This is a genomic window from Algoriphagus ratkowskyi (assembly GCF_002150505.1).
GTDB lineage: Bacteria > Bacteroidota > Bacteroidia > Cytophagales > Cyclobacteriaceae > Algoriphagus > Algoriphagus ratkowskyi.
On record NZ_MSSV01000009.1, the window covers coordinates 128038 to 141480 of the forward strand.

At 39.1% G+C, this 13443-nt stretch carries 14 protein-coding genes; 6 read left to right on the forward strand and 8 right to left on the reverse strand.

Annotated elements, in window-relative coordinates; all coding sequences use genetic code 11:
• Nucleotides 1–318 precede the first annotated feature (318 nt).
• From BVH02_RS11745 to BVH02_RS11755, 3 genes are read left to right on the forward strand one after another with little or no spacing between them, the layout of a single operon-like run.
• A complete protein-coding gene (locus BVH02_RS11745) occupies nucleotides 319–1482 on the forward strand; it encodes a dipeptidase (protein ID WP_086501646.1) in 1164 nt (387 codons plus the stop codon).
• A complete protein-coding gene (locus BVH02_RS11750) occupies nucleotides 1483–2211 on the forward strand; it encodes a VIT1/CCC1 transporter family protein (protein ID WP_086501647.1) in 729 nt (242 codons plus the stop codon).
• A gap of 1 nt (nucleotide 2212) precedes the next feature.
• Nucleotides 2213–2974 carry a DUF5995 family protein gene (locus BVH02_RS11755; RefSeq protein WP_086501648.1) on the forward strand — a complete coding sequence of 254 codons (762 nt, stop codon included), beginning with the start codon at nucleotides 2213–2215 and terminating at the stop codon, nucleotides 2972–2974.
• Between the two features lie 20 nt (nucleotides 2975–2994).
• On the opposite strand, the gene BVH02_RS11760 is transcribed toward BVH02_RS11755, so the two are convergent.
• Complete coding sequence (locus BVH02_RS11760) at nucleotides 2995–4116, reverse strand: DUF4407 domain-containing protein (protein ID WP_086501649.1); 1122 nt, start codon at nucleotides 4114–4116, stop codon at nucleotides 2995–2997.
• A gap of 299 nt (nucleotides 4117–4415) precedes the next feature.
• Here BVH02_RS11760 and BVH02_RS11765 point away from each other — a divergent pair, with 299 nt between their 5' ends.
• The 3 genes from BVH02_RS11765 (at nucleotide 4416) to BVH02_RS11775 (ending at nucleotide 7059) form a co-directional block, all read left to right on the forward strand.
• Nucleotides 4416–5063: a GDSL-type esterase/lipase family protein gene (locus BVH02_RS11765; RefSeq protein WP_086501650.1), complete on the forward strand. Its 648-nt coding sequence runs from the start codon at nucleotides 4416–4418 to the stop codon at nucleotides 5061–5063.
• Nucleotides 5064–5270: 207 nt separating this feature from the next.
• On the forward strand, nucleotides 5271–6371 hold the full coding sequence (gene msrB, locus BVH02_RS11770; protein ID WP_086501773.1) for a peptide-methionine (R)-S-oxide reductase MsrB: 1101 nt from the start codon (nucleotides 5271–5273) through the stop codon (nucleotides 6369–6371).
• Between the two features lie 280 nt (nucleotides 6372–6651).
• Nucleotides 6652–7059 (forward strand): hypothetical protein, encoded by a 408-nt coding sequence (locus BVH02_RS11775; protein ID WP_086501651.1) that lies wholly within the window; start codon nucleotides 6652–6654, stop codon nucleotides 7057–7059.
• On the opposite strand, the gene BVH02_RS11780 is transcribed toward BVH02_RS11775, so the two are convergent.
• From BVH02_RS11780 to BVH02_RS11810, 7 genes are all read right to left on the reverse strand, one after another.
• Complete coding sequence (locus BVH02_RS11780; RefSeq protein WP_086501774.1) at nucleotides 7060–7491, reverse strand: Dabb family protein; 432 nt, start codon at nucleotides 7489–7491, stop codon at nucleotides 7060–7062.
• A 281-nt stretch (nucleotides 7492–7772) separates the two neighbouring features.
• Nucleotides 7773–7967: a cold-shock protein gene (locus tag BVH02_RS11785; RefSeq protein ID WP_086501652.1), complete on the reverse strand. Its 195-nt coding sequence runs from the start codon at nucleotides 7965–7967 to the stop codon at nucleotides 7773–7775.
• A 4-nt stretch (nucleotides 7968–7971) separates the two neighbouring features.
• On the reverse strand, nucleotides 7972–8262 hold the full coding sequence (locus tag BVH02_RS11790; RefSeq protein ID WP_086501653.1) for a cold-shock protein: 291 nt from the start codon (nucleotides 8260–8262) through the stop codon (nucleotides 7972–7974).
• Nucleotides 8263–8271: 9 nt separating this feature from the next.
• On the reverse strand, nucleotides 8272–9474 hold the full coding sequence (locus BVH02_RS11795; RefSeq protein ID WP_086501654.1) for a DEAD/DEAH box helicase: 1203 nt from the start codon (nucleotides 9472–9474) through the stop codon (nucleotides 8272–8274).
• Between the two features lie 7 nt (nucleotides 9475–9481).
• Nucleotides 9482–10474 (reverse strand): fatty acid desaturase family protein, encoded by a 993-nt coding sequence (locus BVH02_RS11800; RefSeq protein WP_086501655.1) that lies wholly within the window; start codon nucleotides 10472–10474, stop codon nucleotides 9482–9484.
• Between the two features lie 518 nt (nucleotides 10475–10992).
• Nucleotides 10993–12339 (reverse strand): hypothetical protein, encoded by a 1347-nt coding sequence (locus BVH02_RS11805; RefSeq protein ID WP_086501656.1) that lies wholly within the window; start codon nucleotides 12337–12339, stop codon nucleotides 10993–10995.
• Nucleotides 12336–13382 (reverse strand): c-type cytochrome, encoded by a 1047-nt coding sequence (locus BVH02_RS11810; RefSeq protein WP_086501657.1) that lies wholly within the window; start codon nucleotides 13380–13382, stop codon nucleotides 12336–12338. Before BVH02_RS11810 ends, BVH02_RS11805 begins: the two co-directional genes overlap by 4 nt.
• Nucleotides 13383–13443: the final 61 nt, after the last annotated feature.

The following is a 13443-nucleotide window of genomic DNA, read 5'->3' on the forward strand; positions in this document are numbered from 1 at the left end:
GTATGGACAAAAAAAAGGGGCTTTTTGGAAAAAGCCCCTTAGAGTGGGTCTATTATCAATCATCTAAAACCAAATATACTTTTGTAATCCTTACTGTGTATTTGTTTTTTTGATCTTTATATTTCCTTAAACATAAGGAAAATGTTTTAAACTGCCCAAAAACAAATAATTATTTTTTTTAGAAATTAGCTTTTCCATTTCTTTAAAACAGGAAAGAGTCCTATAACCACATTGTATATCCTACTCAAAGCTTCGTATATGTTATTTTTTTAACACAAACTCTATTTTTTATTACCTTCAAAAGTGTAACCACCTGCTATGAAGAAAATAATTATTGTTTTGGGAACGATCACAATTCTGTACTATGCTACCACCTTACTAGTCCCTCCCTATATTGAAACCCAAAGAAACCCAGTTAAGTCAGCACCTCCCTATTCCGTATCATCAGAAGCTCAAGCTATATATGATCGATTGGATTTCATCTCAGATTTACACTGCGACGCTTTGCTGTGGGGAAGAGACCTGACCAAAAGAGGAAGTAGAGGACAGGTGGACTTCCCTCGTATGCGTGAAGCTAGTGTTGCATTAGAAATGTTTACCATTGTAACCAAATCTCCTGCTGGCCAAAATATGCAAAGCAACACAACCAATGCTTTTGACAATATCACACCATTAACAATCGCAAAAGGGGAATCTCCAGCCAACTGGTTTAGTCTGATCAATCGAACACTCACTCAGTCCGAAAACCTAGCCAATTTTATAGAAGGTGAAAATGGACAAGCTATTTTAATCAAGACTAAAACAGACCTGAATAAATTGATTGCCGCTAGAAAAAACGATAAATCTGTCATAGGTGGGATGTTAGGTATAGAAGGCGCGCATGCGCTAGAAGGTGAAATAGAAAACCTTGACAGAGTATATGCAGCTGGAGTTCGCATGATTGGATTGACTCATTTTTTCGATAACGAACTTGGAGGCTCTGCCCATGGACAGAGCCAGGCTGGCCTTACAGAATTTGAAAGATCAGTTGTGAAAAAAATGAATGAATTGGGAATATTTGTGGATCTAGCTCATTGCTCAGCAGCGATTATTGACGACGTACTTGAAATTACCAACATGCCAGTGATGGTGTCTCACACGGGAGTGCGTGGAGTCTTGGATTCTCAAAGAAACCTTAGTGACAATCATATTCAGAAGATTGCTAAGAATGGCGGGATCATAGGAATCGCTTTTTTTGATGAAGCTGTGGGAGTCCCAGAATTGCCCAATATTATTGCTTCAATCAAGCATATTAGAGATCTAGTAGGAGTTGAATATGTTGCACTAGGATCAGATTATGATGGTTCAGTAGCTGTTCCATTTGACATCACAGGATTCCCGTTTTTAGTTGAGGGAATGATGAACGCTGGTTTTAGCCAAGATGAGATCAAAGCTGTGATGGGCGAGAACGTGAAGAGATTTTTACTTCAAAACCTTAAATAGATGAAAGAAACACATATCCACCAAGAGAATAGATATTTTCAAAAATTCCAGGAATATATCCGGGAGTTCGTTTACGGAGGAATTGATGGAGCCATTACTACTTTTGCCGTAGTAGCTGGTGGATTTGGAGCTAACCTAGACTCTGGAATTATTATAATTTTAGGTTTTGCCAATCTGCTTGCTGATGGCTTCTCAATGTCTGTTGGCGCTTATCTCTCTGCCAAAAGCGACAAGGAAAATTACAAGAAACATGAAGCTTTAGAGTACTGGGAAATTGAGAATCTTCCAGAAACAGAGCGTGAAGAAATCTCAGATATATATAAAGCGAAGGGTTTTGAAGGAGAATTATTGGAAAAAGTAGTGGATCAAATCACCTCCAATAAAGATCTCTGGGTAGCGGAAATGATGAAAGACGAATTAAATCTAATGGAGGAAACTAAGAGCCCATTCAAAATTGGTTTGGCAACATTTATATCTTTTATAATCGTGGGTTTTATCCCACTTACAGTTTATCTATGGACATTTGTCTATCCTTCCCCTATTAATATTTTCTTTTGGACAAGTGTGCTTACCACATTAGCCTTTGTAATTATCGGAGCTTTAAAATCACTTGTTAATCAGACTTCACCTATTAAAAGCATTGCTGAAACAGTTGCACTGGGGCTTTTAGCAGCTATTGTAGCTTTCTATGTAGGAGATATTTTACAGACATTTTTTATCAAAAGCTAAGATGAAAACCATAGATGAAGTTCTCGTAAGAATGGATCAAATAGTAGAGGAATGTAAAATCACCGAATCACGAATTGGATATTTTGCAATTCTTTACAGGCAAGTAACTCGGAGAATTCGAGATGGGATTATTACTCGGGAGTTTGAAGACAATCCTAGAATGGAGAGATTGGATGTGCTATTTGCAGGTCGATTCATCAATGCGTATAACTCTTGGAGAAGCGGCCAAAAGCCCTCAGAAAGTTGGTTTTTAGCTTTTGAGGAAGGCAAAGCAAATAAGCATCTTGTACTTCAGCATTTGCTCTTAGGCATCAATGCACATATCAACCTGGATCTTGGTGTATCAGCAGCAGACACGATGGGAATCGAACCTATCGCAGGTATTCAAAGCGACTTCAACAAGATTAATGCTGTCCTGGCGGAATTGGTGGATGGAGTTAAATCAAACATCAGTAAAGTTTCACCGATTTTCGGCTGGCTAATTCCCTTAGTAAAAGGGCGAGATGAAATGCTATTAAACTTCTCCATCCAACTAGCAAGAGATGGTGCTTGGAAATATGCGGGAGAATATTACGATTGCGAAGATCGCCTTTTATCGATTCAGGAACGAGATGTGAATATTGCCAAGCTGGCGAACAGGTTGATCAATCCCGGGAAATTTCTTCTTTTCGTAGTGAAAATGGTGGGATTTGCAGAATGGAAGTCTGTAAGCCACACTATGGATCAACTGGATGTTATGGTACAGCAAACAAAAACAAGTTGAAGAGATTTCTTTAAAGATCTTCAAGTTTTCACTCGCCATTTATCCTCTATATCAGCTATTTCCATCTCAGTTTGGATTTTGTTTTTTCGATTGGTTTTCTCTTTTTGTAGATCCGAAGCATAGAAATGTGTCTCTTGAAAATAGCTAATCCTCGCCTCGGATTCTCCTTTAGCAAGCGTCCATTTTTCACCTTTGAACAACTTCACCTTATCTTCGTGCAGCTCCAAATATTCATCATAGGGCCCACGAGGTGAAATTAATTTCACGAAGATTGGCGCAGTTTCAATTGCTATAAAAAGCAACATAATAAAAATATTTGCCGTAGCCATTGAAGCGCTTTCTTTGGTCAATCCATCAAGCGCCTCCATACGCGCGGCCAACCCATCAAAGCCTTCAATTCCCGGCTGCTGCTTCTCAAACTCCACTTGTCGCAACACAACAAACGCTCGAATCTGAGCTTCCAACGTATCGACTCGGACCTGATTTCTCAGCCTCAGCTCATCTAATGTTACTTGTGCTGCATCCAATTGCTGTTCTTTTTTCTTCGCATTTGTTCCAAGGCCGATTATCCCACTTGTTCCTGTTGTTTTCTCTCCAAAACGCTCCGCATCATATTCAACTTGTAGCTGATCACGATAAGTTTCAAAATTTACAACCTCAGCTTTTAGTGTGTCTATCTTAGATTCTAGCTCTTGAATTTCAGGAAAGCCTTTCGCTAAATTCAACTTTGATTCAGCAATAAATTCAGTTCTCTTCTCATCAATCTTTCTATCAATTTCTCGTTCAAACATTTTCAACTCTAAAGGCTTAGAAATCACCAAGGCGAGTAAAACTGCTAAAACTAACCTAGGTATTGCCAACTTCCATTCCGTCCAGGCACGCTCACTTTTACGCATACTAGAAACAATAAATCTATCTAGATTGAAGATCATCAGCCCCCAAAGCAATCCGAAAAAAATGGCTGGCCAAATGGATTGAAAGACCGTAAACAAAGCATAACCCGCAGCCAAAGCTGCTAGCACACCGGTAAAAAAAACTGTCGCTCCAATTCCTACATATTTATTTGATTCGGTTGGGGCCCGCTTGAGCAATGAAATATTAGCGCCGCTACAAAACCAGAAAAAGCGAGTTATGAATTCCATATGGGTAAGAAGTGTTGATCTGAATAAATAGACAATGCTAAAACTTCTCCAAAAACCTTGTTCTCAAATAGACATACGTTTATTGGGACGGAACTGATGAAAAAGCTCCGTTATAACCTCTATACTTCGATTACATGTGATGGAAAAAATAGCACTAAATTTAAAATCAAACAGGAGCTGTGTCCGAACTGTTCGAAAATGCTCGTGTCCTGTACGGAAATGTTCACGTTTTCAAACAACTAGACACCAATCAAATAATTCGAAGCCTTTTTATTATCCGACTTGACTATATTTAGCTTATGAAAAAACTAATCTCATCCCTCGTTCTACTCATTTTAATACAGTTCACTTTTGCCCAAGAAATCGCCTTTCAAGGAGAGGTAACTAAGCGTGCGAAAGAAATAGACGATAGTGGATGGGAAAAAGGAAGTGTAGTATTCACAGGCAGCTCTAGTGTGAGAATGTGGAAAAACCTGCAAGAGCAATTTCCAGAGGTATCAATTATTAACTCAGCTTTCGGAGGATCTAGAGCCGATCAGCTATTGATCCACTTAGAACAGACTGTTCTCCGATATGCGCCTTCAAAAGTATTCATCTACGAGGGCGATAATGATATCAACTCAGGTCAAGAAGTATCAGAAGTGATGGAGAATCTAAACGAATTGGTCACCAAAATTCATGCAAAGTATCCAAGTACTATCGTAAATCTGATAGCAGCAAAACCAAGCCCTTCTCGATGGGATAAGAAGGTGTCATACTTGGCTTTAAACGACATGATTCGTCAATTCGCCACCACTCATGATAATGTTCATTTTGTGAATGTATGGGACATCATGTTGGATGATTCAGGGAAGCCAAGAGCCGATATTTTTTTAGGTGACGAGCTCCACATGAATGAAAAAGGATATGAACTATGGAAGGAAATATTTATTCCTTTTATGAAATAGTGCTTAAGTTAAGATGAAGTATCATTCGTTCTAGTTGAAGATATTCTTCTACATCCTGACCAGTAAAACAAACCGAGTATAGATTCATCTCGTATTTAAATATATCGCAATCTTAAAAACTCTTAACACTCAAAACAGAATAGCATTTATAGAGTTTACAAAGAAATGATTGTTAAATCATCAAAAACAAAAAAGGACACTATAAATATGTTTAGCTCAACTAAATTCATGACGTCTATGCTTTCCCTTATCGTAGCACTGATGTTTTCCTGTGGTAACACTACGGTTCAAAACCAAGAAGCGTCTGCAGATACAGACAAAAATGCAAACTTTAGTGGAGACACGGAACTAGCGACTTTCGCGGGCGGATGTTTCTGGTGTGTAGAAGCTCCATTTGAAGGCATTGACGGCGTAATAACTGTAATCTCTGGATATGCTGGAGGTAAAGAGAAAAATCCTACATACGGGGAAGTTTCTGGCGGAAAAACTTCTCACAAAGAGGCTGTTCAAATTACCTTCGACCCAGAAGTAATCAGTTATTCTGAACTAGTCGATATCTTCTGGCAAACTTATGACCCTACGGACGTAGGAGGCTCATTTTATGACAGAGGTTCGCAGTACGAGTCTGCGATTTTCTTTCATGATGCTGCGCAAAAGAAAGTGGCTGACGAGTCTAAGAAATTGTTAGATAAATCAGGGAAATTCGAAAAACCAATAGCTACTCCCCTAGTTAAATACACAAATTTCTACCCTGCAGAGGAGTATCACCAAGATTATTACAAGAAGAGCTCTGTAGAATATTATGCTTACAGAAATGGTTCTGGACGTGACAAATTCATAAAAGATCACTGGCCAGAACTAAGTGACAAAGAATACACTGCGCCTTCTCAATCAGAACTCAAAAAGACATTGACTTCATTGCAATATGATGTTACTCAGGAAGATGCTACAGAGCATTCTTTTCAGAATGAATACAATGGCAACCACGAAGATGGTATTTATGTAGACATCATATCTGGAGCGCCATTATTTAGCTCTAAGGACAAATATGAGTCAGGTTCGGGATGGCCAAGCTTTACAAAGCCTATTGATGCGAGAGTATTGGAAAAGCCAACGGACAATGATCTGGGAATGCTTAGAGTTGAGGTAAGAAGTAAATTTGGAAAAAGTCATTTAGGACATGTGTTTTACGATGGTCCCGAGCCTACAAGCTTGAGATATTGTATGAATTCAGCAGCAATGAAATTTATTCCAAAAAAGGATATGGAAGCCTCAGGCTACGGAGACTATTTGTGGCTGGTTAATTGAAATATGTTTATCCCAAATCACATCAATAAGCTAAGATTGACTTGCGGAAAGCCCTAATTCAAGTGACAGAAATAGCTCCATCCTAGAGTTTAGTAATTTATAAGTCGCTTTTAATCTGTTAATGATCTTGAAGCGGACACATTTTGATTTTTAGAGATAAGGCTACTTTCGAGTAGCCTTATCTCTTTAATACTCTTTTTAAGACTAAGAATTTTTTTTGAGAATTTTTAGACATTAAAATCATCTCGATATCTATCTTTAAGTCAAACTTATTCTCATCATGAAAAAATTCGCTTGGATTGCTGGTATCGTCATAGTTGGATTAGTCGCCGGTATTTTTTGGTATAAATTCTACTTCGTTTTTGGCGAAGGTGTAAAAGCTGGAAGCTTAAATTACTTTGTAAAAAAAGGAGTATTATTCAAGACATATGAAGGCCGGGTAGTCCAGGAAGGATTTCAAAGCCCTACGGCCGGCGGATTACAAAGTAACGAGTTTCGGTTCAGCGTAGCAGACGGCGACATCGCAGAACAACTAGAAAGAGCTTCAGGTAAGTTTGTAGAGCTTCGCTATAAGGAATATAACGGAACTCTTCCCTGGAGAGGCACAAGTAACTTTGTAGTGATAGAAGTACTAACTGTAAACAATGCAGGCAAAACTGACGGATCAGCCCTGCCTTTTAATCAATAATTAAGGTCTAGTCCAGTAATCGACCACCGTCACCTTATCCAAGTGAGGGCCTAGGATGGTGCCAAATGCCGCATGAGCTGGATGAGGTAAGTATGCATCACGTGCTTCATCAGAATGGAAAGTCAATACAAAAGCGTGGGTTAGTCCTTGATTCAACCCTTCTGGGCTTGAGTTTAGACCATATTCAAAAGCTTTAATTCCTTCAATTTCGTTCTGAAGGTTTCTGAAAGCGTCTATAACTGATTGAATATCTTCTTGTGAAGAAGTTTCTTTGAAGCTAAAAAAAACGTTGTGTCTTAATACTGAATCTGGTTCTGTAGCCATTATTTCCTTTTGATTATTTTCTGTCGTTTCGTTCTTGGAGTGATTTTCTGTCTTATCAGTGCATGATAGAGCTAAAAATAATGGGATAAAATAGAGTAGTTTTTTCATAGGTTTTTGATTTTTCATCAATCTAAGGAGATTCGCCCTATAAATCCAGATCTTAAGAAGATTCGCAAACTGTTTCTTGAAGATTGGAAAAGAAAGTGAATTTAGCACGTATGTTTTAAGCTTCAAAGTGAAAACATGCTACTGCTTAAAACTTACTATTTCAAAACTAAATAGAAGTGCAGTTTTGTAAGAAATGACATTAGGACAAAAAAATGCCTGCAAATCATAGATCTGCAGGCATCCAACTTTGTATTTCTTAACTGGGCAGAGCCCAATAGGAATTACTTAGCTACTTTAACGTTCACAGCGTTAACGCCTTTTTTACCCTGAACTACGTCATAAGTAACGTGATCGTTCTCACGGATTTCGTGTACTAGACCGGAGTGGTGTACGAATACATCTTCACTGTTGTCTGCTGGTGTAATAAAACCAAAACCTTTGGTTGTGTTAAAGAATTTTACTGTTCCTTCATTCATGATACTAACTTTTTAAATTGGTGTTTCTATTATTTTGTTGTTGTGCATTGTTGGGATATTCTCTTCTAGGAGGAGGACCTTCCTTTCTTTGCGGGTTTTCTTTTTTAGGGGGTTCTGGTTCTGGCGGTGTGTCTGAGATGTTACCAAACTCATCCACGTACGCAATCATATCGTCAAGATCTCCACTTTTCGGTTGATCCTTACGAGCAGCCATCTTCTCTTGCTTATCTCTCTTTTTTCTCTTTTTGAGTTCTGCTTTTTGCTTTTTAATGAATGTGTTCTGGTTTTTCGACATATCGCTATTTTAATTGACAAATGTTATGGCCCGTCCGGTTTTTCCGGCTCGACCTGTCCGACCAATTCTGTGGATATAACTATCCATAGACATAGGAAGCTGGTAATTGATCACATGGGTTACATCAGCTACGTCTATACCTCTAGCAGCAACATCAGTCGCTACCAATACTCTAGTCGTCCCAGATTTGAACTCATCAATAGTTCTGTTCCGGAAATTTTGGGACTTATTACCATGTATCAACCCTGAATTTATTCCGGACTGATTTAATTGTTTACTTAACTTATCCGCAAGTCGTTTAGTTTCAGTAAAAATAATTACTTTCTCTAATTCGTTTCCTTTGAACATATCAGCTAGTATCATAAACTTATCCTTTCCTTCAGGAACTCGGATAATTTCTTGATCTACATTCTCACTAGTAGTTCCGCCAGAATTTACTTTGATCTCTACAGGATTATTAAGTAATCCATCAATCATCGCTTTCTGACTTGGCTCCAATGTCGCAGAGAACAGCATAGTCTGACTTCTCTTCGTCATCAAATTTACGAGTTTTTTTACATCATGTACAAAACCCATATCCAACATTCTGTCAAACTCATCCAATACTAGCGTATTAACACGATTGAGATGCAACAGTTTACGATTGGAAAGATCCAATAGTCTACCTGGAGTACCCACGATGACATGGAGCTTTCTGTTCAAAGCTTTAAAGTCCGAATTGATATTTGTGCCACCGATAAAAGTGTTAGAATATAAATTCATCCCTTTACTTAGACTTTTAAATTCCTCTTCGATCTGCAAAGCCAACTCACGAGTCGGAGTTACGATTAAAGCAGTGAAATTCTGAGGATCAAGCTTTGCGTGCTCAATAATCGGAATCAAAAACGCTCCGGTTTTACCCGAACCTGTATTTGATATCCCGAGCAAATCTCTTCTATCCATCAAGGACGGAATAGCTTGCTCCTGAATATTGGTCATGCTTTCATACCCTTTTGCTACTATATTTCTTAGCAATGTGGCATTCAAATTTACACTTGAGAAAGGTGTATCAGACCTAAAACCTTCTTGTCCACTAGGCTCTGCCTTTTTGACCAACAAGTAAGGATCCAGTTTCGACTCTTTCTTTTTATTCTGACCTGGTCTTCCAGTAGGACGTGAAGTACGTCTTTGACTGGCTGCTGGTCTTGTATTAGTGTTTCTATTACTATTCATGATATAATTAGGCTTTTACTGGCTTTACCTCAGGAGCATTCCCTAGTAAGTAAAGCATTTTAAAATGATCCAATACAGCCATCAAAAAATGAGGTTTCGAATAATAAGGCACGTTAAATTCTTCTGCGGTAGCCTTCACTATAGGTGCGATCTCCTTGTAATGCACATGGCATATATCAGGAAATAAATGATGTTCAACTTGAAAATTCAATCCACCAACAAACCAAAATAACACTTTAGATTTGGGTGCAAAATTGCAAGTAGTAGCTAATTGATGCAATATTCTTTCCCCCTCTACAACACCGTCGGTGTCAGCCTTAGGGAAATCAACCACTTCTACGATGTGTGCGATTTGGAATACCATGGTAATGATAAACCCAGTCACAAAATGCATCATTACAAATGCTAGAATAATAAATCCAGCTGAGACAGGAGAGAAAATTAATGGCAAACCTAAAACAACACAGAAGTATGCTATTTTCAGAAGCACCAACTTAAGTATTCCTTTTTTGTAAGCTTTCTCACCACCTTTCACAAGACCCATATTATAATATCTCGTGAATCGAATGAAGTCTTTTGCGGTCACCCATGAAAGGGTAGATAGAGAATAAAAAAACCACGCATACAAATGTTGGTATTTGTGCATAGGTGTTTTTTCCGCATTGGGAGAAAATCTCAAAAAGAATGGAGCATTGATATCGTCGTCATGCTCATGAATATTCGTGTAGCTATGATGAAGGACATTGTGCTGCAAGTGCCAAACCATAGAACTGGCTCCCACCATATCAAGGGTATATCCTACCCAGGTATTTACTTTTTTGTTTTTGGAATATGACCCATGTATAGCATCGTGCATAACGCCCATGCCCACACCCGCCATTCCAAAGGCTGAAAGTAGATAACATCCAAATAACTGAATTGTGGTAGAAGCGACGCCGGTAATAACCAAAATCACAGGTACGACATACATGGATATCAACAAGATAGACTTGATGACCATCCCAGTATTTGCATACTTAGATTTGTTTGTGGACTTGAAATGTCCATAAACCCTAGCTCTTAGTGTTTGGGAGAATTCAGATAATTCTGATTCTGAGAACCTTACTGTCTTAATGGCACTGAAATTAAATTATAAATACTAATGTTTCCCGTGGGATTTTCTCTGCAGGTTTTAATTCTAAGACTGGACTTGACCGAATCTTGTGAATTAAAAAAGTAGAAAGATGAAGAATTAAAACCTTGCGAGGGGAAACTCTTGAATTTGCTACTTGGGCAGGTTGATAATCAACGCATACTTTATTTCAAGTAAAAAGGATATCCGAGGACAGCGCCTTTATGCCTGCAAATGTGCGAAGAAGATTTTGCAAATCCTAATCACCCCTAAATATTTCATGTTTTACACAAGCTATTTAGCCCAAAATCTTAAAATAAATTAGCTAATAGCCGAACAACTCAAATTAGACCAACATTTCAGTTTATCACAGCCTAAATATTTATACATTTTCTATTTGAGAATTCTTAATTCCATCTCCAATTCAGAATGCCATTTACATGAACCATCCTAACTTTATTATATTCCTGACCTGGTTTTAGACTCTGATTACCCAATGCTTCTTTGTTCATGACTAGCAATTGAAAATCAAATTTCGGAATTGACTCAGGCGAATATTTCATACCCAGATTGATTTGCCGATAGGACGGCATATTGTATTTGTTCTCCGAAGGAGCATTCAAAGCTGGGAGCCAATGGAGACCTAAATGGGCAAATGCTTTAAGTTTGGTCCTAGGGACGCTATATTCTGCAAACAACGTGAGTGCATTCAAGGAGCTAAACCCTTCATTTCTTTCTCGGGGAATAAACGTGTACCAAGCGTCTTTCCCCCACTCTCTCGGGCTGAGCCAAATCCCTTCGCCACCTGTTTTGGTATAATTCAGATTTAGGTGCCATGCTGCTTTTTTATATCCAAATCTCGTGGAAATCGCCCAGTTTCTGTCTTCTGGATTCTTGTATTGAAATATAGGGTTTAAATTTCCTCCATCTCCCAACCCTGCTTGAAATCCTGCTTGTAGCCCCCACAGCCATGTAATCCCAGACTCCTCACTAACCCACCTTTTTTCTGTTTGAGCCCAAAAAGTAGTAGAAACATTCTGAACCAGCGTATTTGAGGCACGTATACTCAGCCCTTCCCATTCCTTAGACAGTTCAGCAATCCCGATCCAATTGCTTTCGGTATTTCCCGCATAGAGTGATGCTTCTCCATCTGGATTCCTCCCTCCAGGAAATACACCAATACTTTGCCCCACAGAAAGCCATTCGCTCGTCCCACGCACACTCATTTTTCCAATCCCCCAGGCAGTAAAATTCCACTTATCCTCCGTAATAAGCCAAACTTTTGCGCCTTCCACTCCTGTAGGAGAAAGCCGGCCATCCTGTGCATTGATCCAATCTTCGTCGATTGCCATTCTACCTGCCGAAATACCCCAATTGTTCTTTGAATAGGTTAAAGAGAGATTTTCCAGTTTTCCGAAAAAGCGATCATCCAAATCTAGTAAATCAAATAAGCCTACCTCATATCTATTTACTCCTCCACTAGTAGGATCCGCAGCAGTTAAATCACTACTCCATAGATTTCCAAAAACTCTGTAACCAATTCTAAAGTCCCAATTCTCAGCATAGGTAAGTTTTGTCCCCATGTGGAAGCTGGTCCCTAATGCATAATCGTCCTTGTACGTTTCTGGGTAACTCGTACTCATCCAAAACATTCGAAAATGTACGTCTGGGGAAATTTCAAGCTTTTTTTCAGCTTTCTGAGCAAAAGATATTAATGGGAAGCAAAGGATGATTACTGACAAAAACTTTTTCATTTCTTAGCAGCAGCTTTAATCTCCTTAAACGGCCCGAATTTATGCTGCTCCTCTGAAAACCCATCCGAAAATGGTCCAAATGGATGATCCATAGGTTTCTTGGAAATATCAGGCCAGTCATCCTGGAAATCTTTCTTAGGTCTATCTAGGCTATTTACATAGGCAGCCACATCCCATGACTCTTCGTCTGAAAGAATAGGATTTTCAAAAGTTGCCCCAAAAGGCATATTGGCTTTCACATAGCCTGCAAATCGTGACATTCTAAATAATCCAGCTCCCTGATTATAACTGTGCTCGCCCCAAAGTGGTGGATAAGTGTAGCCAGATCCATCAGACTCCATCACTCCTTGCCCATCGGACATGTGACAGCTCACACATTGTCTTTCGTAAATGGTTTTCCCTTTTAAAGGATCCGCAGCTCTATCAAGTAATGGGACTTCGTAAATCCCCGCTCCTTTCGGACTTTTACCTTTTTCCACATCTTGACCCAACCAATTCATGTATGCCACCATGGCCTTCATTTCTTGGCTATTATCTGCCAAAGCTTCCCCATTCAGACTACGCTGGAAGCAGCCGTTGATTCTGGACTGAATATCTTCTGATTGGCCAGATCTACCTCGCACCTTAGGATAGGTGCTTTTCGCCGCAGAATAATTATTTCCCAAGGGCACCGTCCCAGCCTGTAAATGGCAATTTTGGCAATTCAGACCATTTGAGATCTTTTTCACTTTACCATTTGGCCCTAGGTATTCAGAGGTGTTGGCAATGAGTTCTCGACCATATTTGATTTCATCAGCATTCAACTCTTCATCCACTGATGCCCAGTCAGGTGCTACCCACATCCCAACTGGATCCATTAAAGCCTTAGATTTTGGTGCGGCGGATGGTTCTTGAGTTTTGGCTAAATGCTCTGTGGAAGGTTGTAAACCCACATTATCAAAATACAAAACACCGCCAACTAAACCAACGAGTAAGGCTGCTAATAAAAGCAGAACCATGATCAAAGGGAAAAGCTGATGTAAAGGTTTGGAAGCCTGATTCATAATTACCGATTAAGCTACAAAAATGAGGGTAATCATCCTTGCCGGATGTGATGAAGATCAC

Coding starts and splice junctions, on each gene's coding strand:
- BVH02_RS11745 (WP_086501646.1), top strand. CDS start 319: ATGAAGAAAATAATTATTGTTTTGGGAACGATCACAATTCTGTACTAT.
- BVH02_RS11750 (WP_086501647.1), top strand. CDS start 1,483: ATGAAAGAAACACATATCCACCAAGAGAATAGATATTTTCAAAAATTC.
- BVH02_RS11755 (WP_086501648.1), top strand. CDS start 2,213: ATGAAAACCATAGATGAAGTTCTCGTAAGAATGGATCAAATAGTAGAG.
- BVH02_RS11760 (WP_086501649.1), bottom strand. CDS start 4,116: ATGGAATTCATAACTCGCTTTTTCTGGTTTTGTAGCGGCGCTAATATT.
- BVH02_RS11765 (WP_086501650.1), top strand. CDS start 4,416: ATGAAAAAACTAATCTCATCCCTCGTTCTACTCATTTTAATACAGTTC.
- msrB (WP_086501773.1), top strand. CDS start 5,271: ATGTTTAGCTCAACTAAATTCATGACGTCTATGCTTTCCCTTATCGTA.
- BVH02_RS11775 (WP_086501651.1), top strand. CDS start 6,652: ATGAAAAAATTCGCTTGGATTGCTGGTATCGTCATAGTTGGATTAGTC.
- BVH02_RS11780 (WP_086501774.1), bottom strand. CDS start 7,491: ATGAAAAAACTACTCTATTTTATCCCATTATTTTTAGCTCTATCATGC.
- BVH02_RS11785 (WP_086501652.1), bottom strand. CDS start 7,967: ATGAATGAAGGAACAGTAAAATTCTTTAACACAACCAAAGGTTTTGGT.
- BVH02_RS11790 (WP_086501653.1), bottom strand. CDS start 8,262: ATGTCGAAAAACCAGAACACATTCATTAAAAAGCAAAAAGCAGAACTC.
- BVH02_RS11795 (WP_086501654.1), bottom strand. CDS start 9,474: ATGAATAGTAATAGAAACACTAATACAAGACCAGCAGCCAGTCAAAGA.
- BVH02_RS11800 (WP_086501655.1), bottom strand. CDS start 10,474: ATGGTCATCAAGTCTATCTTGTTGATATCCATGTATGTCGTACCTGTG.
- BVH02_RS11805 (WP_086501656.1), bottom strand. CDS start 12,339: ATGAAAAAGTTTTTGTCAGTAATCATCCTTTGCTTCCCATTAATATCT.
- BVH02_RS11810 (WP_086501657.1), bottom strand. CDS start 13,382: ATGAATCAGGCTTCCAAACCTTTACATCAGCTTTTCCCTTTGATCATG.